At 59.7% G+C, this 19,944-nt stretch carries 21 protein-coding genes and 2 pseudogenes; 10 read left to right on the forward strand and 13 right to left on the reverse strand.

All coding sequences use genetic code 11. The annotated features are described in order from the left end of the window. Positions 1 to 86 precede the first annotated feature (86 nt). A complete protein-coding gene (locus C7I85_RS21985; RefSeq protein ID WP_146148914.1) occupies positions 87 to 338 on the forward strand; it encodes a hypothetical protein in 252 nt (83 codons plus the stop codon). 291 nt (positions 339 to 629) lie between these two features. Here the strand turns inward: C7I85_RS21985 and C7I85_RS21990 are convergent, their stop codons facing one another. Together C7I85_RS21990 and C7I85_RS31060 are read right to left on the reverse strand one after the other, a co-directional pair. After that, complete coding sequence (locus C7I85_RS21990; protein WP_106726167.1) at positions 630 to 2,084, reverse strand: isoprenylcysteine carboxylmethyltransferase family protein; 1,455 nt, start codon at positions 2,082 to 2,084, stop codon at positions 630 to 632. A 364-nt stretch (positions 2,085 to 2,448) separates the two neighbouring features. Beyond that, the gene (locus tag C7I85_RS31060; protein WP_181257269.1) at positions 2,449 to 3,309 is read right to left on the reverse strand and encodes a hypothetical protein; all 861 of its coding nucleotides are present in this window, start codon (positions 3,307 to 3,309) and stop codon (positions 2,449 to 2,451) included. A gap of 701 nt (positions 3,310 to 4,010) precedes the next feature. Between C7I85_RS31060 and C7I85_RS32055 the strand changes: the two genes are divergently transcribed. The 4 genes and pseudogenes from C7I85_RS32055 (at position 4,011) to C7I85_RS22015 (ending at position 6,027) form a co-directional block, all read left to right on the forward strand. After that, positions 4,011 to 4,136 carry a hypothetical protein gene (locus C7I85_RS32055; RefSeq protein WP_280954411.1) on the forward strand — a complete coding sequence of 42 codons (126 nt, stop codon included), beginning with the start codon at positions 4,011 to 4,013 and terminating at the stop codon, positions 4,134 to 4,136. A 363-nt stretch (positions 4,137 to 4,499) separates the two neighbouring features. Beyond that, entirely contained in the window at positions 4,500 to 4,865 is a 366-nt protein-coding gene (locus C7I85_RS22005) for a hypothetical protein (protein ID WP_106726168.1), read from the forward strand. Positions 4,866 to 5,159: 294 nt separating this feature from the next. After that, a pseudogene (locus C7I85_RS22010) lies at positions 5,160 to 5,369 on the forward strand (NYN domain-containing protein); the annotation flags it as partial. A 130-nt stretch (positions 5,370 to 5,499) separates the two neighbouring features. Next, entirely contained in the window at positions 5,500 to 6,027 is a 528-nt protein-coding gene (locus C7I85_RS22015; protein ID WP_106726169.1) for a cupin domain-containing protein, read from the forward strand. Positions 6,028 to 6,166: 139 nt separating this feature from the next. On the opposite strand, the gene C7I85_RS22020 is transcribed toward C7I85_RS22015, so the two are convergent. Next, complete coding sequence (locus C7I85_RS22020) at positions 6,167 to 6,430, reverse strand: hypothetical protein (protein WP_106726170.1); 264 nt, start codon at positions 6,428 to 6,430, stop codon at positions 6,167 to 6,169. A gap of 57 nt (positions 6,431 to 6,487) precedes the next feature. Here C7I85_RS22020 and C7I85_RS31705 point away from each other — a divergent pair. The 3 genes and pseudogenes from C7I85_RS31705 to C7I85_RS22035 all read left to right on the forward strand — a co-directional run. Beyond that, positions 6,488 to 6,822 (forward strand): annotated as a pseudogene (locus C7I85_RS31705) (MFS transporter); the annotation flags it as partial. 220 nt (positions 6,823 to 7,042) lie between these two features. Further along, positions 7,043 to 7,387: a carboxymuconolactone decarboxylase family protein gene (locus C7I85_RS22030; RefSeq protein ID WP_106726171.1), complete on the forward strand. Its 345-nt coding sequence runs from the start codon at positions 7,043 to 7,045 to the stop codon at positions 7,385 to 7,387. An 822-nt stretch (positions 7,388 to 8,209) separates the two neighbouring features. Further along, on the forward strand, positions 8,210 to 8,749 hold the full coding sequence (locus C7I85_RS22035) for a hypothetical protein (protein ID WP_106726172.1): 540 nt from the start codon (positions 8,210 to 8,212) through the stop codon (positions 8,747 to 8,749). A 21-nt stretch (positions 8,750 to 8,770) separates the two neighbouring features. Here the strand turns inward: C7I85_RS22035 and C7I85_RS22040 are convergent, their stop codons facing one another. The 10 genes from C7I85_RS22040 to C7I85_RS22085 all read right to left on the reverse strand — a co-directional run bounded on the left by C7I85_RS22040 (position 8,771) and on the right by C7I85_RS22085 (position 16,916). Beyond that, positions 8,771 to 9,211 (reverse strand): hypothetical protein, encoded by a 441-nt coding sequence (locus C7I85_RS22040; protein ID WP_146148915.1) that lies wholly within the window; start codon positions 9,209 to 9,211, stop codon positions 8,771 to 8,773. Between the two features lie 110 nt (positions 9,212 to 9,321). Further along, on the reverse strand, positions 9,322 to 9,903 hold the full coding sequence (locus C7I85_RS22045; protein WP_106726174.1) for a L,D-transpeptidase: 582 nt from the start codon (positions 9,901 to 9,903) through the stop codon (positions 9,322 to 9,324). Next, on the reverse strand, positions 9,893 to 11,056 hold the full coding sequence (locus C7I85_RS22050) for an AAA family ATPase (protein ID WP_106726175.1): 1,164 nt from the start codon (positions 11,054 to 11,056) through the stop codon (positions 9,893 to 9,895). The genes C7I85_RS22045 and C7I85_RS22050 overlap by 11 nt, the downstream gene beginning before the upstream one ends. After that, complete coding sequence (locus C7I85_RS22055) at positions 11,056 to 11,703, reverse strand: TadE/TadG family type IV pilus assembly protein (protein WP_106726176.1); 648 nt, start codon at positions 11,701 to 11,703, stop codon at positions 11,056 to 11,058. Before C7I85_RS22055 ends, C7I85_RS22050 begins: the two co-directional genes overlap by 1 nt. Positions 11,704 to 11,705: 2 nt before the next feature. After that, positions 11,706 to 12,242, reverse strand: a complete 537-nt coding sequence (locus C7I85_RS22060) for a TadE/TadG family type IV pilus assembly protein (protein ID WP_106726205.1) — start codon at positions 12,240 to 12,242, stop codon at positions 11,706 to 11,708. A gap of 5 nt (positions 12,243 to 12,247) precedes the next feature. Next, on the reverse strand, positions 12,248 to 13,735 hold the full coding sequence (locus tag C7I85_RS22065) for a pilus assembly protein TadG-related protein (protein ID WP_106726177.1): 1,488 nt from the start codon (positions 13,733 to 13,735) through the stop codon (positions 12,248 to 12,250). 72 nt (positions 13,736 to 13,807) lie between these two features. After that, positions 13,808 to 14,098 (reverse strand): hypothetical protein, encoded by a 291-nt coding sequence (locus C7I85_RS22070; protein ID WP_106726178.1) that lies wholly within the window; start codon positions 14,096 to 14,098, stop codon positions 13,808 to 13,810. Further along, on the reverse strand, positions 14,085 to 15,530 hold the full coding sequence (locus C7I85_RS22075) for a type II and III secretion system protein family protein (protein ID WP_106726179.1): 1,446 nt from the start codon (positions 15,528 to 15,530) through the stop codon (positions 14,085 to 14,087). The genes C7I85_RS22070 and C7I85_RS22075 overlap by 14 nt, the downstream gene beginning before the upstream one ends. A gap of 70 nt (positions 15,531 to 15,600) precedes the next feature. Beyond that, on the reverse strand, positions 15,601 to 16,608 hold the full coding sequence (gene cpaB, locus C7I85_RS22080; RefSeq protein ID WP_106726180.1) for a Flp pilus assembly protein CpaB: 1,008 nt from the start codon (positions 16,606 to 16,608) through the stop codon (positions 15,601 to 15,603). A 95-nt stretch (positions 16,609 to 16,703) separates the two neighbouring features. After that, positions 16,704 to 16,916, reverse strand: a complete 213-nt coding sequence (locus C7I85_RS22085) for a Flp family type IVb pilin (protein ID WP_106726181.1) — start codon at positions 16,914 to 16,916, stop codon at positions 16,704 to 16,706. A 670-nt stretch (positions 16,917 to 17,586) separates the two neighbouring features. Between C7I85_RS22085 and C7I85_RS22090 the strand changes: the two genes are divergently transcribed. Beyond that, entirely contained in the window at positions 17,587 to 18,975 is a 1,389-nt protein-coding gene (locus C7I85_RS22090) for a CpaF family protein (protein WP_106726182.1), read from the forward strand. Further along, positions 18,976 to 19,944 (forward strand): type II secretion system F family protein, encoded by a 969-nt coding sequence (locus C7I85_RS22095; protein ID WP_106726183.1) that lies wholly within the window; start codon positions 18,976 to 18,978, stop codon positions 19,942 to 19,944.

Here is a 19,944-nt window from a genome sequence, read left to right on the forward strand (position 1 = left end):
TTTCCAGCGGCTCTTCAAGCTGATATGTTCCTTTTTTGTTCCTGGCGTGTCGACGAGTCAATCCACCCCAAAGGGCGTTTCCGACCATGAAGTCGCCTTTGACCGGCCCCGCGACGGGATTCTGCAAGGCCGATCAACGGGATGGGAGAAGAGAACAGGACAGGAATTTTTTCTTAGGATTTTTTCGCAGCACCGGGGAAAAGGAATTCTACCGCTTCCACAAGCCTTCGGACCAGAGCTTCCCCTTCATGATCGAGCTGTTTTCCTGCAAGCCCGGCACGCTCGACTGGCCTGCCCCTATGAGGTGGTCCGGAGCCTGCGCTTCTGCCGATCAGTGATGTCGCCCCGGCTTGACTGAGATCAGTCTCCGAGGTTCGCTTCACGAAGCCGAAGAACTCTCGAGAAGACCGGTCATCGCGTCGGAGACCTGCGCCAAGGGACTCTCCTTTGAGTGGACGAATGAGAGATTCGTTAGTGGGGCTTCAGGATTGGCGCGCGGATTTCGTTTGTATCGATCATGGCGATTCGCACACACCGCAGGATGATGGCGAATTCATCGCCTCCCAGACGCGCCACGGTGGGTTCGCGGCTGTACGCTATTGCGGGTCAGGCCCTAGCCATTGGCTATGTCACCGCTCTTTGATATCCGCCAAGTCTGCATCCGGGCGCTGTCGGGCTTCTTCCAGCGATTCCGCCTCTGTGCGGATGCTGTCTTTTCGTTTCAAAAGCGCATGCGCTTCTTCCAGATAGGGGCCTACGACGGACTCTATTTCCTTGCCGGAAATGGTGTCGCCATTGCCGGCACGCCAACCCCTTCCCGCTCGCCGCAGGCGGGCCAGCAGACCGTGGCGGCGGATATACTCGCAGTAGTCCTGGTATTTCGGATCGGCAGCAAGCTCGATCTCCTCGTGGCGCGCGCGCAGATAGTAGACGCCGCTTGCCAGTGCCATCAGGAGACTGGCTCGAACCGCCTCAAGCGGACTGCCGATGACGGCAAACGGCACATACATCAGCCACCAGCTTATGTTTTTGAAGAAATAAGCCGGGTGTTTCATTAGCGCGTAGGGGCCAGTCGTGATGATGCCGCGCTTGCTCAGATTCGCGAAGCGAAGGCCGAATGAGATGTTGGCTCCGACATAGATCGTGCAGGTAATTGCGATGAGCGTCATCCAGACGAGGCCAGCCAAGCCGTCGACCGCCATCACCGAGTCCCAGTAGCGGACCTGGTAGAAGCCTGTGCCGGTAAAAAAGACAGTGTTGTAGGGCGCATAGCACACACAGGTTACGAGCCACGACGTGGGTCGCCGATAGACGTCCCGGATGTGGGTGTCGAGCAGTCGTGAGGCAATGAGATAGCCGATGCTGCTGAAAATGGAATCGAGCAGCCACAGTTTATCGAGATAGTAGTAGAGCATCCGGTGGGCGGATTGGCTCGCCTCGGCGAAGCCGATCGCTTCCGAGTTCAAGTAGAGTTCCGAGATCGAGCCGAGCAGGAATGGCAGGAAAAAGGCCCGCAGCCCCGTCGCCAGGACATGAATGCGGGCCAGATGGGCATCGTGCGGACGTCCCAGCAGCCATTGCCCGAAATGCCAGGCCTCGTCGTGGGGATCGACCTGGAGCCGGTCGACGAGCGCGACATAGACCGGCGTCAGCACCGCCGCTGCCGTGGCGAGCCCAATTGCGAGGGTCAGCATGTAGCCGCTGCGATACGGGGCATATTCCTTGAGCAGCCAGTAGACGAGGGCGATGCCGGCCCAGACTACATAGAATGACAGGACCTTGATGGCGACGCGCGACAGCGTTGTTTCGCCTCGGCAAAAGCGGCTGAAATCGAGACCGGTGCTCGCCCGCCGATGGACCCGAACGACGGCGACGTCTACGACGATCATCGCGAGCGCCGGGACGCCGACAAACAGCGCCAAGGTGTAGAGGGGCGAGATCGCCCAAGGCCCGCACAGCCACCATGTAAAGGCGACCGCAAGCAGCCCCGCGCCGACCGTGACCGGCGAACTGTCGCTCGCGGGACGCGCGACGGCCCGCTCGCTCGGTGCGGATACACCGAGTGTGGATTGCAGCATACCCATGACGCTCTCTCAGGAACAGGACGCCTTATCGACGAGATCGACCGGCGCGGACGCCTCCGAGGACCAGCGTCCCCATATGACCCGCTCTCCGAACTTTTCGGCGCCACATATGTTCGGGGACCGGGAAAGGGAGTTTGTCAGCACAGAAGCAAAGAGAAGCAGAAGGCTGAGGAAGCCAACCAGCAGAACGGCCTGTCGCCTTGCGTTAGTGCGCACCGGTCGCCCTCGCGCCAACGCCGTGGAGGAAATTGATCGCATTAGCTCTCTCACATTCCGATTTGGAAGAAAGCGCCCAGACGTTTCTGGCGGCTCGAAAGCATGAGCGTGACGGCGCTACACCGTTTCGGTGTAGCGCCACTCCACCTTATTTGCCGTTGGCGTTGCCGTTGGCGTTGCCGTTGGCGTTGCCGTTGGCGTTGCCGTTGGCATTGCCGTTGGCGTTGCCGTTGGCATTGCCGTTGGCATTGCCGTTGGCGTTGCCGTTGGCATTGCCGTTGGCGTTGCCGTTGGCGTTGCCGTTGGCATTGCCGTTGGCGTTGCCGTTGGCATTGCCGTTGGCGTTGCCGTTGGCATTGCCGTTGGCATTGCCGTTGGCGTTGCCGTTGGCGTTGCCGTTGGCGTTGCCGTTGGCATTGCCGTTGGCGTTGCCGTTGGCGTTGCCGTTGGCGTTGCCGTTGGCGTTGCCGTTGGCGTTGCCGTTGGCGTTGCCGTTGGCGTTGCCGTTGGCGTTGCCGTTGGCGTTGCCGTTGGCGTTGCCGTTGGCATTGCCGTTGGCATTGCCGTTGGCATTGCCGTTGGCATTGCCGTTGGCATTGCCGTTGGCGTTGCCGTTGGCGTTGCCGTTGGCATTGCCGTTGGCGTTGCCGTTGGCATTGCCGTTGGCGTTGCCGTTGGCGTTGCCGTTGGCATTGCCGTTGGCGTTGCGATTTGCGTTGCCGTTGTTGCTGTGATCGCCACCGCCTGAAGACGGGTTAGCAGCGACAGTAGTCGACGCTGTCGCATTGCAGATGGTATCTGCGTTTGGAAACTGCTGTTGGAAACGCGCGAGTGCTTGTGCGGAACCGGAATCAAGGATTGAAGCGCACAGACTTGCAAGCTGTTCCTGGCTCGGCTCACCCGGCTTTACCGTATTCGCTAAAGCATGGATCGGCACGATCACCGTCGCGCCATACATTATCGCAGCCGCAAACGCTCCCATTCCGGCAGTCAAGCCGATTTTGGACATAATATACCCCTATCAATCTGAGCTGCGCGGAGATTACTCCTCGCCGCAGCCTATAGAATGTACCCACACACCTTCTCGTTAACACCTTATTAACCGGAAAGTCTACTGGTATTGTCGCAAGCGCTGCCCAGATATTGCAGTAACCTTAATGGCGTTCTTTCTGAGAACATATGGTAAGGTGTCGGGCCGGAGATGGGTAAAATTGGACCGACATTTGATAATGCGCGTTAAGTATATATCGCGCGCTACTTGTCGAAATGGCATATCTGATCAATTGGATTTTCTCATTTATCGATAAGTTAATTAACTCACATGAGTATTTCGCCCAATAACTCAAGTTGTTTGGGGGAATTATGATACGTGTTATTGTAGCGGTTTTGCTGGTCGCTATCGGATGTTGCTCAGCAATCTCTGAGCCTCTTACAAGTACGCTCAGGAGCAACATCATTTCGCGTGCGTTAAAAAATGAAATCGTAGTTAAGAACGACAGCGGTGGCTATGTTGTTGCTTACGCAATGACAGTTGAACGACTTGCCCGTAGCGATAAGCGAGTGCGCGTTGCAGGCCGCTGTGATTCAGCTTGCACGATGTATTTGGGGTTGCCGCGCGCCAAACTCTGTGTGCAGCCCGGCGCCTACTTTCGGTTTCACAGGCCATCCGCGGGGTCTCCGGAAACTGTCGCGGCAGCCACGCATTTTCTGATGCGCAAGTACCCTTCCTGGGTAAGGCAGTGGATTGCCACCAATGGCGGGCTGACCGGAACATTGAAGACGATGGACTTCGAATACGCTAGTCGCTTCCTGCCGGTGTGCCAGAGCATGGTTTGAACGCCTCGAGCATACGCTCAAGGGGCGTGATCGAGCGGCCTGTCGCCGGGAAGAAGACGAAAAAGTCGGGTGTTTCGCAGTCTTTGATGGAAATGGCGCATCCGACAGGATTCGAACCTGTGGCCTCCACCTCCAGATGGATGTTCTCCCGTTGAAGCTGCCGTAGAATTTCGCGACCCGCGAAATGGTGGGGGCGGCCGCCAGGCCGCAGCACAAAACATTGATCAACGCTCTGGCGAACTGAACGCGGTCCCTTGCTACGCTTCTGCATCGGGGATTCCACAGCAGCGCAACCTCTCCTTGTCGGTGAACGCCACCTGTGGTTTCCTTCGAGTGTATTTCACGAAAGGCGGCTGACGACAGATGAAGAAGCGAGAGACGATCTACACGGGTCTTCTTGCCTTTGTCGCGGCCGGAATTCTGATCGATAGGTACTTTTGGGGACTGAATCCCCCGCCGCTATCCTTGAACGATCTCATCCAGATCGTCGGCATCGTCTGCCTGATAGCTTGGTGGCAGATAGAGGACGCTGAGGCGCATGGCTTCTCGCGAAGCAGAGCGGCTAGCCTCGCAACCGCCCTGTTACCTCCGCTCGGATTGGCAATATACCTGTTTCAAGCTCGTCGTTGGACTTGGGCCATTACCGGCTTTGTCGCCTTTTGGGCTGGAGTTACCCTTGTAGCCGTCGTGGCCGATTACCTCGGGCTGACGCTATTTGCTAATGGTTGAACTCTGCAGTTCGGAAACCCCGCGTCAGGGCTTTAATCCGAAACCATCGCTGGCCGAACAGTTCGATACCTTCGCCGCGTGATTGACCTCGCATGAGGTCCTCTTTGCGGTCTCATTCAGTCGTTGCGACAGAGCCAGGAGACAGTGGACAACTTTACAGCTTGGACTGCGCATCCGTACACCATTGGCCTGCCCCAAAACGCAGAATCTCGATTGAACCGACCTTAAGGCATCGCTGTTCAACGAAACGCGTGATAGGAGGCAAATAACTCCCGGATGAAAGGTCTTCCGGTGATGGCTATCGATAATCGCTCCCCGCGCCTTGCTGTACTGATTGACGCAGACAACGCGTCCGCGAAGATCATCGACGGTCTTTTCGATGAGATCGCGAAGATTGGTGAGGCCAGCGTCCGGCGCATTTATGGCGATTTCGCCAGCTCGAGATCGAAAGCGTGGATCGATGTCATGGCACGGCACGCAATCATCCCGCAGCAACAGTTCGCCTAGGCCAGGACTCCAGAAGTCCGCACGTCGGATGATTCCCAAAAGGCGATCCGACTTACCCTCAGTGCAGGATGCCCTATATCGCTTCTAGGCGGCAGCGACGATCGATTTCCCGAAGGAGCCAAATGTCATGAAGCGGCCCCAACCCACCTTGCCGTTTGCCCCCGCGGTCGGCTTCACCCGGAACCGGGAGACGGCCCCGGCCTACTGGATACTCGACCTCCTCTGGCTTGTGCTGGTCGACGGCCACGAGACCGGCGGGGCGTTCAGCGTCATGGAGCAGTGGATGCGGCAAGGCTCCGGACCGCCCGTGCCCCACATCCACCCGATCGATGAGTGGTTCTACGTGATGGAAGGGGAGATGACCCTCGAGTTGGGCGACCAGACGATCATCGGACGCGCCGGCGATTCCTTGTGGATTCCGCGCGGCACGGTGCACCGATTCAAGGTAACGAGCCCATTATGCCGGGCGCTCAACGGCTATACGCCGGCAGGCTTCGAGCAAGTGATCATCGGCCTCGCCAAGCCGGCGGAGCGGCGCGAGTTGCCGCCGCCAATGGACCCGCCGGATCAGATTACGATAGACAAGGTCTTCAACAACTACTGGTGCGCGGAGGCCCGGGACGGCTGGGCGCTGTCCCGCCTGGGAATACGATGAGTGCCAGGTTGCGTCAGCGGCCTCGGTGGTCCTAGACGCGGCCCTATCGGCGGATGGATGGCATCGTAGAAGGATCAGGCGGCTGTACGGCTGCCTAGGCCGGCGCGCATGGGGCAATGATCGCGCCGGCCACTCCATCCTACGCTGGCGCTCGGTTCCGCTTCGGCGTCAGTATGGCGGAGCCGTTCCTATGGAGGTGAATCGCAACCTCCAGAATTTCTTCCAGGCTGCGGTTGCCCATCGAGTAAAGCGACATGATCCTTGCTGCGACCTCATTCCGCTCGTCTGCGTTGACGATATGCAACGCTTTGACCGCGCGCTGGACCAGGTCGTCGAGTTTGTCCAGTTCCTCGGGGTAGTGAGGTCCACCTTGTTCAGGGTGGCGGGAGAGATACTTGCGCATGACCACGCTCCTCAACGCGACACCAGATACGCCGATCGAGATGCAATATCTTTGTGATCCCTGCTGGCGCTGTGGCCATTCGAAACGTTCAATCTATCGCTCCCGCAAGCGGGCACATTCTTCTTCTGGTCCGGGCTGCTTTCGGCGGCCTCCTATCCCGTTGCCGCCTGGCTTTCGCAACGTATAGGGCTCATCAATACTATGGTGTTCACGCACATCCCATCCGCTGGCATCACGTGAGTGCCACGCAGTCTCGCTGCTGCGATCAGCCCCACCTTGGCAGGGCTGCTATTTGGGGCGTCACTTCGAGCGTGACCGCTCCTTGTCCTCGGCGCCAAAATCACTTGCTGGTCCTAGCTCAGTTTCGTCGCATCAAGCCGGCCGAAGATCAGAGCCAGGTTAGGAAAATAAAGCTCGCCCCGGAGACCGAGGCGGGCTGGATACTGCTAGCGGTGGCAGCGGCAGTGGCTGAACCAGCCCATAATCTTCATGGTCGGTTCATCACCACGCAAAGGACGAAACCGGGAAGCCCAACGATCAGCCACTCAAGGCGCTTTTCCGCAGCCTGCATGCATGTCATCCTGATTTGCCACCAGGAGGATCAAGCAAATGATGTTCGACTGGAACGACTATCGCAAACAGGTTGGGACGAGGATCGCCGAGATCGGAAGAATTAGCCCCGAGACAATCCGTGGCTATCGAGCGCTCGGTGATGCAGGCTCCAAGACCGGCTTACTCGACCCGAAGATTCGTGAATTGATCTCGCTCGCGGTCGCAGTCACACGACAGTGCGATGGGTGCATCGCTGTCCACACGGACGCGGCCATAAAGCATGGCGCCACACGCGAAGAGATCGCCGAAGCGCTCGGTGTGGCTGTTGCAGTGAATGCCGGTGCGGCGCTTATTTATTCGGCACGTGTGATGGACGCCTATTCAGCCCATCAAGTCGAGCCATAGCAAGACCTGCGTGCAAATTCGCTCTGCCTCAGTCGGTCTGAATTTCCCGGCAACCACCGCAAACTCGGCATCTGTAAGCCACATCAGGTGCCGATCAGGAAGGCCGAACCGAGAACGGCTTGCGCGTCCTCACCAGGCAGTAATGGACGGTCGGGCTGGTTTATGGTGGTTTAGCGATTAGATGGCCGGTTGAGACTCGAAGCCTTTGGGCGCGGGAGCGTGAATGGCTCCGGGTCTCTTGTTGCCGCTAAAGGTTATGCTTGCCTGAAGGCGGTGACGCACCCAACGATGCCTAGGGTAAACTGGCTTGTCCATTCGCCCAAGGTCGGTGCTCCTACTGGCTCATTAACGTTCGACTTTCCCGCCGTGAGACGTGATTGCTCAAGGGAGCGGCATTGCAGCAGCGTCAGACACTCAGCGCCGGCAGGTCCTCTGGCGCCACTGCTTGCGCCGGGAGGGTAGGCTCCCTTATCTATCGGTTCACGTAACAACCCGAGTATATCCGTGACCATACCCCGTACCGTTGGCCCGCTCCCCCAGGACCCTCGCCAGGAGTTCGCGTTCTTGAGGGACCACCTCATAGGGGCAGGCCACCTCGATGCACTGACGTAAACTGACCCTGAGCGGTCTCTCACCAGCTTCGCACGTCTCCCAAAGCTGTCGTTCGCCCGAACAAATGTAACACCGGCCTCGAAATCAGGATGTCATGCACGTGCGCTGCCATTTAGCTCTATCGTTCAAAATCTCCGTGACGTGATTAAATATTTGTAAATTGTATAAATTGTAGATTTCGCAGGTCACTCTATTTCAGGGAGGCTTGCAATGCTTACACGCAAAATACTTGACGTCGCATTTCCTATCACCGTCACGGTTGTTATTGCTGCAGAACGCCTTGCAATGCTGTTGCTGGGAACGTTTCCCGACAGCCCAGAATTGTGGCAAGTGTGGCTAGCTCTCCACCAAGCGTCTAGAAATTTCTGGGTTATGATCGATCATCTTGTGGCGGTTTCCGTCTTTTGGGAAATTGCGGCCGTTGGAGCTGCAACCCTCGCCATCTGGAAACTCCTTTCGGCAGCCAGACCCGTGGCGGTCCGATTTCTCGCAAATCACGCCGCCCTGGTCGCGTTCGGCGCGATGGTGCTTGCCGGCCAGCAATCGATGGTCGCTAGCGTCTTCGATCGCGTTCCGGTGCTTGAGGGCTTCCGCCTGCCTGTCGCAATCGAGACGAACGGCGTGACGGCCATGGTGCTGATCATGGGTCTCTGCGCTTGCTGCCATTGCCATTTCTTGTTCCTCAGTGCGGCCAGGCAACGGGCGCGCGACACGAGATTGGCATTGCTGGCGATCGAACGGGATCTCTGATCAGATCCCGAACCCCGGCCTCTACTTCACCTTGCGATAGTAGACCTTGCCGTCGGGGGTTTCGAGCCGTTGATAGGCCGAACTCGGTGCCGGCACGGACTGCTGCTGGGGAGATGGCGTAGCCGTCGGCTCGACAGCCACCTGGAACTCCGGCGTGGTTTTTTCGAGCGGCGCGGTATCGTCCGACGCATCATCGGCTGGCGGAAGCAAGCTTGTTTCCATTTTGCCCAGCGGGCTGAAGCGCTCCAACTTGTCGAAGTGCTCATTGATTTCGCTGAACCGGCCCTGCAGGCTGCGGTCGAGGTCCTCGAAGCGGGTCTGCAGGCCGACATTCACCTTGTCCATTTTTGCGATGATCCGCGCCTCGAATTCGGACAGCCCCTGCAGACGCTCCTCTGCCGTGCGCAGTTCCGCAATGCCGCGAAAGAAATAGACCGCGGCGGCGAGATTGATGCCGGTCATCACCGCAGCTGCCGCGCAAACACATGTGACCAGCCGAGCAGTAGTGATCTTGCGATCGAACACCGAGTCTGCGCTGGCGGCGGGACGTGCCTCAGGATCAATGATCGTGGTCATTCGACAATCACCTTTGTGCCGACTGGAACGCGCCGGAAGAGGTCGACCACATCAGTATTGGTCAGCCTGAAACAGCCGGAGGTGCCGTCAAAGCCGACGCCTTTTGGATCATTCGTTCCATGGATCCGGTAAAGCGTGTCTCGGCCACCGTCATAGAGATAGAGCGCACGCGCACCCAAAGGGTTGTAGGGGCCGGCCGGGACGAACTCGGGAAGGTCATGCTGGCGACCGCGCATTTCAGCCGGCGGGCGCCATTCCGGCCACTCCTTCTTGTCTCCCACGCGCACCGTTCCCGTCCAGGCAAACCCTTCGCGACCGACACTGATGCGGTAGCGCAGGGCCTGATCTGGGGCGACGACGAGATAGAGAGCCTTCTCGTTCTTGCGGATGACGATCGTGCCGACGGATTCGCCGGATTGAAAAGCCACCGAGTTGCGCAAGCTCGGGCCCATCGCCGGCAGCGGCGGGCGATTCTTTCGGCTCTCGCCCTGGGCTTCAAGGACCGTCGTGGACAGAACAAGAAGCCCTCCAAGGGAAGCTCCCAGCAACGCCCCCGTGGCACCTCGCCTAGCTTGCATTGCCGTCGAGCCTGTCGCGAAGCAATGCCTTGACGTCCTTGTTAAAGCGGGCGCGAGCGTCCACTTCGGTGGGCAGGATGGCGCGATTGAGAGATTCCGTCAGCAGCGTCTGGTCGAAGCTGATCGACCTGATGTTGGAGACCTTGAACACCTTCTCCAAATCCTTGCGGGAAAAATGATTGCCGAACCATTTGCGGTGCTGCTTGTTGGCAACCAGCGTGATGCTGGCGGCGTTACCACGCAATTCGCGAATCCTTCCGTAGAGACGTTTGGCCTGGCGCAAAGCTGCCAGATTGAGTTCGAAGACGATGAAGACCTCGTCGCTGGTCGAAAGCACCGGGCTTTGCCAGGCCGTTTCGAGGTTGGGCAGGTCGATGACAATGTCGCTGAATCGGTAAGCTGCCAGATCAAGCAGCTTGAACACGAATTCGCTTCCACGCGGCTCGAACGGCAGTTGCGGCCGCTCGAAGGAATAGATCGTCAAACCGTGCGGTCGCGAAAGCTTGATGACATCCATCAGTTCGACATCCAGCCGATCGGGTTGCGCGACGATGCCACCGAGGTCGAACTGGTTGAACAGGTTGAGATAGGCCCCGCAATTGGCGCTTTGGAAATCTAGGTCAACGAGGCAGGTGGAGGCTGCACGATCCGGCGACTTTGCCGCCAGATACTCTGCGGCGGCCAAGGCAAGCGTTGTCGCGCCAGTACCGCCGCTTGCCCCGATGAAGGTGATAATTCGGCTCTTGTTCGCCTGGTTTCCGCTATCGTGGAAGGTCACGGCATTGAGCAGTTCCTTACCGTCGAGCGGCCTATGTAGCCAATCCGAAGCGTTAAGGCGGATGAGATTGCGCATCTGGTCGGGTCGCAGTTCGCCGGAGATGGCGATCAGCGGTACCTGCGACCACGCCGCCCGCGCCTCCATCAGTCCTGGGCTATCCAGGATTTCGCCCTGGGCGAGGTCAAGGATGATGATGTTTGGGCGCCCCCCTGCCGCAGCCCCCTTCAGGAACGCGTCGGGCTCCGCGATCTGGACATCATAGATTGCCAAAGCCTCGAGCCGGGCGGCTGTTTCATGCCTCAGGTTCTGATCGCTGGAATACACGGCAATCTGCTTCCGGCGGGTCGGCAGAACCGTGGAATCGATCGCGTTCATTATGTTGGTGCTCCGCTTTTCAGGTCTTCACCGGTTACCGTGCTCGACATGGAGGACATGGTGATATTGGCGAAGTTCATCAGCCCCTGAAGGAAGAAGAAGTGGAAGGTGACGTTGCGCAGGCTCACCGTGATGGTCGGCACGGGGACCGTGACGCCTTGAACATTGCCGCGCCCTTGGAAGCCCAGCCCGGTGGCCTCATACCGCACCACCACGTTCTCACGCTTCAGGAAGGGGTAGAAGTGGCACATGCCGGGGCGCTGGCTTCCGGTGGGGGCTGGGCAGGCATCGTTGTTGGTTACAGCTGTGTCGCCGCGGAAGATTCGACTGAACCCGTTCGCATCGGCAGCTCCACTGGTGCACGAAAGCGCGCCCGCGACATATCCGCATTCGAAGGAATAGGCGCCGGCTCGGACGGGCGCACCCGGGGTGTCCGTTGGTGCAGCGGTTGCGAGCCCCTTCGCCACCGGGTCGGAAATAGAGGCGAGGCGCGCTCCGACTTGCACAGCCTTGTTGGCGGAATTCCATTGATAGAGCGCATTGCCGAAGTCGACGAAGCCGAGCGTCAGCACAAGAAGCAGCGTCATCACGATGGCCGCTTCCACCATCGTTGCGCCGTCCTGCGATTTGGCGAAGCGCTTGAACATGGTCAGAACCTGATCAGCCGCTCTTCATGGGTGCCGCCCAACGTGATCGGACCAATGTTGATGACCGAAAGCATCCCGAGGTCGCGATAGACCTTGCTGTTGGTGACCCTAACGATACAGACCTGCGCTGTGACGGAGCGATACTTCGTGACGCCAGCAACGATCGCGTCATGGCATCCCAACGGACTGGCGATCTCTACCGTTACGTCATTCTTGGACCATCCGGCGACCCTGGGCTGGCTCGCTGGTGTTGGATCACCAGTTACGCCGTATACGGCGATGTTCTTTGCGATGTTGGCACAATTGATCGCGGGCAGGTTGTAGTCCGTATACATCTGGCTGTTGCAGCGCGCTGCGAAGCGCGCCGCGTCGTTCAACCCCGCCTGCATCAATAGCTTCTGATGCAGCATGTTGCCGAACTCGAACACGCCCGCCGATAGGATGATCATCAGCGGCGCCACGAGCGCCATTTCGACCAGCGCCGTGCCTCGCTTGTCGCGGTTGAAGCAGCCTGCGATATGCCTGAGCGCACCAAACATGGCCATCACCGGTACAGTTGCGCTTCGTCGCGCAGGAAGTTGTCGAGCGTGCCGCGCCCGCCCTTGCCGGTGATGTCGACAAGCTCGACATAGATGTCCTTGCCATCCTTGATCGGTTCGGTGACGAAGAAGCTGCCGAAGGCGCGGACAGGCAGGCCCGTGGAGCGGCCGCTGAACTTGACGCCGGAGGCCTGGAGCGCTTTGCAGTCGAGGATGGCGCCGTAGAGGATCCGCCTGTCCACCTTGGTCACCGGCGTGCCACAAGCCGGGATTCCGGTCTCGCCGCCCACGGCCGCATCCTGATAGATGTTCTTGTCTATCTCGTAGCGGTACATCTCGTAGCGGGTTGCCCCAATCAGTTCCGTGGGAAGCACACCGCGCTTGGGGTGGTTGACCGTCCAGTAGCGTGAACTGTTCCAGTCCCCTGCACCCATACGCCCGCCCATCATCATGCAATTGCCGGAAATATGGCAGCTGTCGCGTTCCAAGCCGACGCCCTTGTTGACGTCAGTCTCGTACTGAACCTTGTTGTCCTTGACGCATTTGTTGCCGTTCTTGGCGCCTTTTCGGACGTTGACCGCCGGACCGTAGTCAGCTCCGGTATAGCCTGTGTTGATGCCGAAACGCGTATTCAACCCATTCTTGACCGGCCCGGCATTCTGGCCTGGTTCGGTGTCGACGCCGTTTCGCGAATAGCAGGCCAGCGGCTTGGAACTCGCCAGCATGTTTTCCAAGGCGTTGGCGCCATTGCCATCGGGCGCAGTGAGGAAGGCGAAGTTGCCGGGCGCGTAAGAGCCGTCGCCGCGCAGTATGATCTGACGCCGCCGATATTCTCTTGTCTGTGCCGCCTGTTCGAGCGTCACCCCGCCGGTGATGCTCGTGTCCTCATAGGGATTGCACATGAACACCGGCGTGTAGTCGCACACGCTGGATCTGAAGCCGGCCACAGCCTGAGCGCCGACACTGAAACTGTTGCTTGCGGCGCTTCCGGTCAGGAAGGAAGCGGGGAAAATACTGCGAAATGAGGTAGGAGTGACCGTCACCTCGATGAACTGCGTCTCTGCCTCTCCTTGGGACCAGTCTGCATTCGCCAAGTAGGTGTTGCCAATCGCAGTGCTGTCACTTGCTGGCAGTGTCTTCAGGAAGCGCCACGAGATGTTGCCGGCCCGATTCTGGTTTGCCGTTCCGCCTGGCTCGCCTGCTTTCAGCGTCGGCGCTGGCTCGTTGGCGGTGGAAAAATACATCTGGTTCTCTACCAGTGTTGCCATGGCCCGCTCGGCCCGGGCCCAGGAACCGGACGATCTATCCAGCTCCGCCGCCGCGGCGAGCGCAAAGGCGTCGGCCGCCTTTTGCAGGTCGTTGTGCAGGGTATTGGCCCGGCTCATGTCGATGACGAGCAGCGAAAAGCCGATGATGACCGGCAGCATAATTGCCACCAGGATCAGCGCTATCCCTCTTTGATCTTGCCAAAACGCTCGAAGTGTCTGCAGCATGACGACAGCTCTTTCCTAAACCTGACGCCCCTCGCGCCTCGTCCGCGCGCGCCTTTCGCAGCCTCTATTTCCTTATGAGCCCCCCGCTCCCGCGTCCCCATTGGCCCCGGCGTCCGCCGCCGGTGCCGCCGCCAGCGGCCGCGGGGGGCCAAGCAGAACAGCCTCGACCTTCCTGCCGCTGGTCGTGAAATGGTTGTCGCGCGCGGCCGGGTTGAACGGGTCGGCTGTGTGAAGAAGCATGTTGTATTTCTGCGCATCGCCGGCGGCGAGTGTTACCGTGTCGTAATGGTTCAGATAATCCGCGCAGCCGGAAAGCAATGCGGCGGCCGCGGCCACGATGATTAGTGCGCTATTTCTTGACATAGACAAGCTGATCCTTGGATTTGAGGTCGAGCATGTGGCCGTACGGGCCAACTACGCCTTGTCCGGTTTCATAGGTACGGATCATGTTCTTGCTGACTTCAAGCTCGCCCAGCAGGAAGTATTCGGGATCGTTGGTCGGGCGGGTCTTGTCGAGCGGCGTGGCCACTTGCTGTCCCGGCGTCGCCGGCCTCACAAGGCGCGGCGTGACGATGATCACAAGATCAGTTTCGTTCTTGATGTAGCTCGACGAACGAAACAGGGCGCCGATGATCGGCAGCTGGCCGATCCACGGCACCTGGCTCTGCAGCTTGCGATTGGTCGATTGCAGCAGGCCGGCGATCGCAAAGCTCTGGCCGTCGCGCAGCTCGACCACCGTCGAGGCCCTGCGCGTGCTGAAGCCGGGAATTTCGAGGCCATTGGCATTGATGGAAGTCGTCGGATCGACCTCGCTGACCTCCGGGTTGAGGCGCAGATTGATCTTGCCATTGTCCAGAACGATCGGAATGAAGCGCAGCTTGACGCCGAATTCCTTGAACTGGATGGTGGTCTGGATGCCGTTGCTGTTGGTCTCTCCTGCCACAGGGATCGGCACTTCGCCGCCGGCGAGGAAGCTGGCCTCTTCTCCCGAAAGCGTGGTCAGGTTTGGCTCGGCAAGCCGGCGCGCGAGGCGCTTGTCCTCGAGCGCCCTGACCATGACATCGACATTGATGCCGGAATCGATCACGCGGGCGATGAGGGATGCAAATGGCACATTGCCGGTGGCGAACGGGGCGAGAACCTCCGCAGGACCGGAAGCGAAACCGCTCACCGACTTCGGGTTGTCCGCGTCCTTTGCTCGAATTGATACGCCCAGCTCCCGCCCGGCATTGCGCGACACTTCCAGCACGCGCACCTCCAGATTGACCTGCTGGCTGTCCTCGACCTCGATCGAGTTGATAATCGCCTCCGGCCCATATTGCTGGGCGACCTTGAGGATTTCCGCAAGTTGGGCGCCATCCTTGACCCGGCCGCCAAGCCGCACTCGGCCGTTGACCGAGCCGATGGTCACCCGCGACCGCGGCGCCACCTGCCTGATGGCCGCGGACAGGTCGTCGAGATCGACGCCCACCTCGATCTCGATGACGCCGAGCGACTGCCGCTTGTCCGAGAACAGATTGATCGAGGTGGTGCCAGGAGCCTTGCCGATGACGTAGAGCGTCCGGTCGGTCATCGGCTGAGCGTCAGCGATCTTGCTGTCGGCGACGACCATGTCGCCCAGGTTCTGATTCACCTGGATCGTCACCGACCGTGAGACCGGCAGGAAGATGCGGTGAACGCCCGGGCTGGAGACGTCTATGCGCCGGTCGGCCGCAGCGGCCGGGTGCATCGAGAGCACGGGCAACGCAGCCAGGCTCAAGAGCGCAACCAGATATCTCAGGCCAAATCGCAACATAATGTGTCAGTCCCCCCGCGGCCTTGCGGCCCTGCCTCAATTCACGAACCGGCTTTGCGGTTCTTGCCCCTCAGTTCACTCGCGGCACGTCGTAGGTCACACGCTCCACGCCCCTGATAACGCCCACCGTCGCAAAGGAAGGCGGCTCGGGCTGCAGGTAACGGACAACCTCCTTGACCACCTCCTGCGTTTGAGGAGGCGCGGGCGGCGGCGCCTGCTTGGCTTTGCTGAGCTCGTCGAGACGGCTGTCGACCCTCTCCACGGCCTTGAGCAGGCCATCGAATTGCTGGTCATTGCGCTGTCGGTCCGCATCCTGCGACGCCTGCCGAGCCGCAACGGTTGCGGGCGTTTCGCCCGTGAGATCGGCCAGCGTCACGCGGTCAGTGTTCTCACCCTGGCTCGCAGCGACCTGGCGCAGCGCGAGTGACAGCTGGCCCGCGCCTGCGGCCAGCGTCAGCTTCTGCGCGTCCTTGGTGGAAACTTCCAGCGTCACGGCCTTGACCACGGTTGGGCTTTCGGTGGTCTCGTCAGCCACCTGGTCGACTGCGAGCACCTTGATGCTTTGCAGGAGCACGTCGACAAAACTCTGCTCGCCGCCCTCGGCGGAGCGGACGGTGCGGGTGAGAAGCACGTCGACGCGATCGCCCGGGAAGACGAAGCCTGCAACACCGAGCACGTCGTTGACGCGGATGGAGACGGCCTTCATGCCCTCGGCCAGCACGGCTGAGAGCGTGGCGCGCTGGCCCGGCCCGGTGATCTTGCTGGCGAGAATGGGTTCGTTGACGCCGATCGCCTGCAGCGCCTGGCGTCCGCCTTCCTTGGTGAGCACCTCTTCGGCGGTCTTGAAGGCTCCGGCCGGAATGGCGCCCGCGGGCCAGGCTATCTGGCGCAGCTTCTCGGCGGTGACCGGGTCGCCGAATTTCAGCGGCATCGCGGCGACGACAATGGTCGCCTGCGGATCTGTGTCGGCACGCGCCATCTGGTTGCGCTGGCCGGTAAGCCACATGTTGATGAGCACGACGGCGAGCACGCCGAAGACGCAGGCTAGTATGATCATGATGATCGAGTTCGCACGCATAGTCCCCCGCTCTCACTCTCCTGTACCACTGCGGCTATTGGTGCCGACAATGGACCAAGGTCCGGGCATAAGGCCCGGACCTTGAGTTGCCTTTATTAGGGTTTGCAGGCGGTGCCGCTAGCGCCAGCGCCCTTGCCATCCAATGTGCCGCAAAGAGTGGTAAACTGGTCGCTAGTCCACTTGCCGATTGCAATGATGGACAGAATCGACGCGGCGGCGACGATGCCAAGAAGGATCGAATATTCAACCATGGCAGCGCCGTCTTCATCGTCGCGGAACTGCCGGGCCATTGTCATGAACTGCTTCATTTCAAATACCCCCTGTCAAGACAAAACGACGAGCCGAATGAGGATGTAATCAATACTCCGCCATCCCCCGTCGCTCATAATGTTGTTCGACGTTATTTCGTCTGTCAAACCCATTTAACGCATCGTTAACCACTCGATACATGTAAATTAAGATATACGTCCCACTCGACTTGTCAGTAACTTGATGATTCGAAAAGGGATTTACGCATATTAACCATTTGTTAAGAAGATAGATTTGCCGAAGATAGTGGAGCGCACATCCGAAAGATGTAGATAACCCAATATATGCTGGGTTCCTTCGACATTCCGCGATCTATCGAGTTTTTCGAAGGCACCAAAGCGGCTATTGGAAAAGTCTTGGCCGCAATAATTGTATTTGCAACTTTGGTCGCCGAGTGACTCGTCTTTACTATAATTACGAGTAAATCACAGAAGCGATAGTTGCACGCTTGCACACGCGATGGTTACCAAATAGTTTGCACGTGGTTGTGGGATGCGAGGCCAGCCATCGAATCGGAATACGGTTCAGGGCATGCGACTCGCGATGATCGGGAATGGCCGGCGCAAGTTACCAATGGCGATGCTGGCATAGCCTCATCAGGCATTGCATCCTGCAAACCAGATGCCGCCGCGAGCCACCCATGGCGCGGGGCAAAGGGGGGAGTGGGGCATGACTTTGCTTGGCCGCTTTACCAACAATCCCAATCGGAAGGCCGAGGTCCTTCCGGAGCCCTCCCCTGCGCCCCTGGTCTCGTCGCCCACCAATGAGCCGGGCGACACTTCGCAGGCCGACGAAATGCTCGCGCTCAAGGTGGACATTCACCGCCACCTGATCGAGCGCTTCAACCTCGCGGCGTTGGATACGGCATCCAAGGAAGACATTCTGCGAGAAATTCTTCCGCTGGTGCGCGAATTCGTCAGGGCGCGCAACGTGCCGCTCAATGCGCGCGAGCTGGACCAGCTTACCAGCGAGACCGCCGACGAGATGCTCGGGCTGGGGCCCATTGAGCCGCTGCTCAAGGATGATTCCATCGCCGACATCATGATCAACACGCACAGGCGCGTGTTCGTCGAAAGACGCGGCGTAATCGAGGAAACGCAGATCCGCTTCCGCGACGAGGCGCATCTGATGCGGGTGATCAACAAGATCGTCTCGGCGATCGGCCGCCGCGTCGATGAGTCCTATCCGATGGTGGATGCCCGCCTCGAGGACGGATCGCGCGTTAATGTGGCCGTGCGGCCGATTACGGTGGACGGCCCGCTTGTGTCCATCCGCAAATTCTCTCGGCGCCCATATTCGTTGGAACGCCTTGTCGACTTCAACTCCATCCGGCCGCCGATGATCGAGCTTCTTAAGATCGCCGTGCAGTCGCGCAAGTCGATACTCGTGTCGGGCGGCACGGGCAGCGGCAAGACCACGCTGCTGAACGCCCTGTCGAGCTACATTTCCCATCGCGAGCGCCTCCTCACCATCGAGGACGCAGCCGAACTGCAACTGCAGCAGCCGCATGTCGGCCGGTTGGAAACCCGGCCGCCGAACGTCGAAGGCAAGGGCGAGGTGCGCCAGCGCGACCTGGTCAAGAATGCGCTGCGCATGCGCCCGGACCGCATCATCGTCGGCGAGGTGCGCGGCGAAGAGGCCTTCGACATGCTGCAGGCGATGAATACCGGTCACGAAGGCTCGATGACTACTATCCATGCCAACACGCCGCGCGACGCGCTTTCCAGGCTGGAGCAGATGATCGGCATGGCTGGCATGCCGATGAGCAGCGAATCCATCCGCGCACAGATCGCCTCGGCAATCGACATCATCGTGCAGACCCAGCGCCTGGCCGACGGCGGTCGGCGGGTGATCTCTATCTCCGAGATCACCGGCATGGAAGGCAACGTGATCCAGCTGCAGGAGATCTATCATTACGTTCGCCGCGACGTGGCCGAGGACGGCAGGATAATCGGCGACTTCCGCGCAACGGGCGTGCGCCCGCGTTTCGCCCAGGAGGCGGCGACCCTGGGGCACCACTTCGCCAAGGACGCATTCAATCCGCAGGTGCCTCTCTAGATGCTGACCGGTCAGACGCTCCTCTACGGAATTTATGTGCTGGCGGCAGCTGCGGTGATCCTGCTGGTCGAGTCCTTCTACTTGTCCTATGCCGCGCGGCGGCAGGCGGCGGGGGCAGTGAACCGACGGCTGAAACGTCTGGCCGAGGATGCCCCGGCCGAACAGACGCTCCGCGGGCTTCTGCGCGAACGCGGGCTGAGCGACACTGGCGATTTCCTGTTCGGCATCATCGCACTCAATCGCCTCTACACGCAGTCGGGCATCACCGGCAGCCCCGTGGCATTCGCCGCCATGTTCGTCGCGGCGGGGCTGGTTCTGGCTCTGGTGCTGGTCGTGTTCGCCTTTTCGCCGGTGCTGGCGCTGCTGGTCTTCCTGCTGGTCGGCTTCGTCCTGCCGCTTCTGGTACTCCGTCGAGCCCGCAACAAGCGCATCGCCAAATTTGCCAGGCAATTGCCCGATGCGCTCGACATGATCGTCCGCTCGTTGCGGGCCGGTCATCCGACCACGGTGGCGATAGGCCTGGTGGCGCGCGAGATGCCGGATCCCATCGGCACGGAATTCGGCATCGTTTCCGACGAGATTACCTTCGGCCTCAGCCTCGAGCAGGCGGTGAAGAGGCTTTCCCAACGGGTGGGTTTCGAGGGATTGAACCTGCTCTCCGTGTCGCTGTCCATCCAGGCGAAGACCGGCGGCAATCTGACCGAGATCCTGTCGAACCTTTCGGCCGTGCTGCGCGAACGCCAGAAACTGCGCTTGAAGATCCGGGCCCTGTCTGCCGAGGGCCGCGTCTCAGCCTGGATCATCTCGCTCTTTCCGGTCGCGATGTTCCTCATTCTGCAGCTGATCGCGCCAAGCTATTACGGCCAGGTCTGGGGTAACCCGCTGATTACGCCAGTCTTCGTCATCTTTGGGGGGTGGGCGCTCCTCGGCGACTTCATCATGTATCGCATGGTCAATTTCGAGATCTGA

This window comes from Pseudaminobacter soli (ex Li et al. 2025) (assembly GCF_003012705.1).
Taxonomy (GTDB): domain Bacteria; phylum Pseudomonadota; class Alphaproteobacteria; order Rhizobiales; family Rhizobiaceae; genus Pseudaminobacter; species Pseudaminobacter soli.

Excerpts from the sequence above, each read along its gene's own strand:
- C7I85_RS22030 (WP_106726171.1), top strand. The coding sequence starts at position 7,043 with ATGTTCGACTGGAACGACTATCGCAAACAGGTTGGGACGAGGATCGCC.
- C7I85_RS21985 (WP_146148914.1), top strand. The coding sequence starts at position 87 with ATGAAGTCGCCTTTGACCGGCCCCGCGACGGGATTCTGCAAGGCCGAT.
- cpaB (WP_106726180.1), bottom strand. The coding sequence starts at position 16,608 with ATGCGTGCGAACTCGATCATCATGATCATACTAGCCTGCGTCTTCGGC.
- C7I85_RS22035 (WP_106726172.1), top strand. The coding sequence starts at position 8,210 with ATGCTTACACGCAAAATACTTGACGTCGCATTTCCTATCACCGTCACG.
- C7I85_RS31060 (WP_181257269.1), bottom strand. The coding sequence starts at position 3,309 with ATGTCCAAAATCGGCTTGACTGCCGGAATGGGAGCGTTTGCGGCTGCG.
- C7I85_RS22095 (WP_106726183.1), top strand. The coding sequence starts at position 18,976 with ATGCTGACCGGTCAGACGCTCCTCTACGGAATTTATGTGCTGGCGGCA.
- C7I85_RS22065 (WP_106726177.1), bottom strand. The coding sequence starts at position 13,735 with ATGCTGCAGACACTTCGAGCGTTTTGGCAAGATCAAAGAGGGATAGCG.
- C7I85_RS21990 (WP_106726167.1), bottom strand. The coding sequence starts at position 2,084 with ATGGGTATGCTGCAATCCACACTCGGTGTATCCGCACCGAGCGAGCGG.
- C7I85_RS22020 (WP_106726170.1), bottom strand. The coding sequence starts at position 6,430 with ATGCGCAAGTATCTCTCCCGCCACCCTGAACAAGGTGGACCTCACTAC.
- C7I85_RS22070 (WP_106726178.1), bottom strand. The coding sequence starts at position 14,098 with ATGTCAAGAAATAGCGCACTAATCATCGTGGCCGCGGCCGCCGCATTG.
- C7I85_RS22050 (WP_106726175.1), bottom strand. The coding sequence starts at position 11,056 with ATGAACGCGATCGATTCCACGGTTCTGCCGACCCGCCGGAAGCAGATT.
- C7I85_RS22085 (WP_106726181.1), bottom strand. The coding sequence starts at position 16,916 with ATGAAGCAGTTCATGACAATGGCCCGGCAGTTCCGCGACGATGAAGAC.
- C7I85_RS22005 (WP_106726168.1), top strand. The coding sequence starts at position 4,500 with ATGAAGAAGCGAGAGACGATCTACACGGGTCTTCTTGCCTTTGTCGCG.
- C7I85_RS22045 (WP_106726174.1), bottom strand. The coding sequence starts at position 9,903 with ATGCAAGCTAGGCGAGGTGCCACGGGGGCGTTGCTGGGAGCTTCCCTT.
- C7I85_RS32055 (WP_280954411.1), top strand. The coding sequence starts at position 4,011 with ATGCGCAAGTACCCTTCCTGGGTAAGGCAGTGGATTGCCACCAATGGC.
- C7I85_RS22040 (WP_146148915.1), bottom strand. The coding sequence starts at position 9,211 with ATGACCGGCATCAATCTCGCCGCCGCGGTCTATTTCTTTCGCGGCATT.
- C7I85_RS22060 (WP_106726205.1), bottom strand. The coding sequence starts at position 12,242 with ATGTTTGGTGCGCTCAGGCATATCGCAGGCTGCTTCAACCGCGACAAG.
- C7I85_RS22055 (WP_106726176.1), bottom strand. The coding sequence starts at position 11,703 with ATGTTCAAGCGCTTCGCCAAATCGCAGGACGGCGCAACGATGGTGGAA.
- C7I85_RS22075 (WP_106726179.1), bottom strand. The coding sequence starts at position 15,530 with ATGTTGCGATTTGGCCTGAGATATCTGGTTGCGCTCTTGAGCCTGGCT.
- C7I85_RS22090 (WP_106726182.1), top strand. The coding sequence starts at position 17,587 with ATGACTTTGCTTGGCCGCTTTACCAACAATCCCAATCGGAAGGCCGAG.
- C7I85_RS22015 (WP_106726169.1), top strand. The coding sequence starts at position 5,500 with ATGAAGCGGCCCCAACCCACCTTGCCGTTTGCCCCCGCGGTCGGCTTC.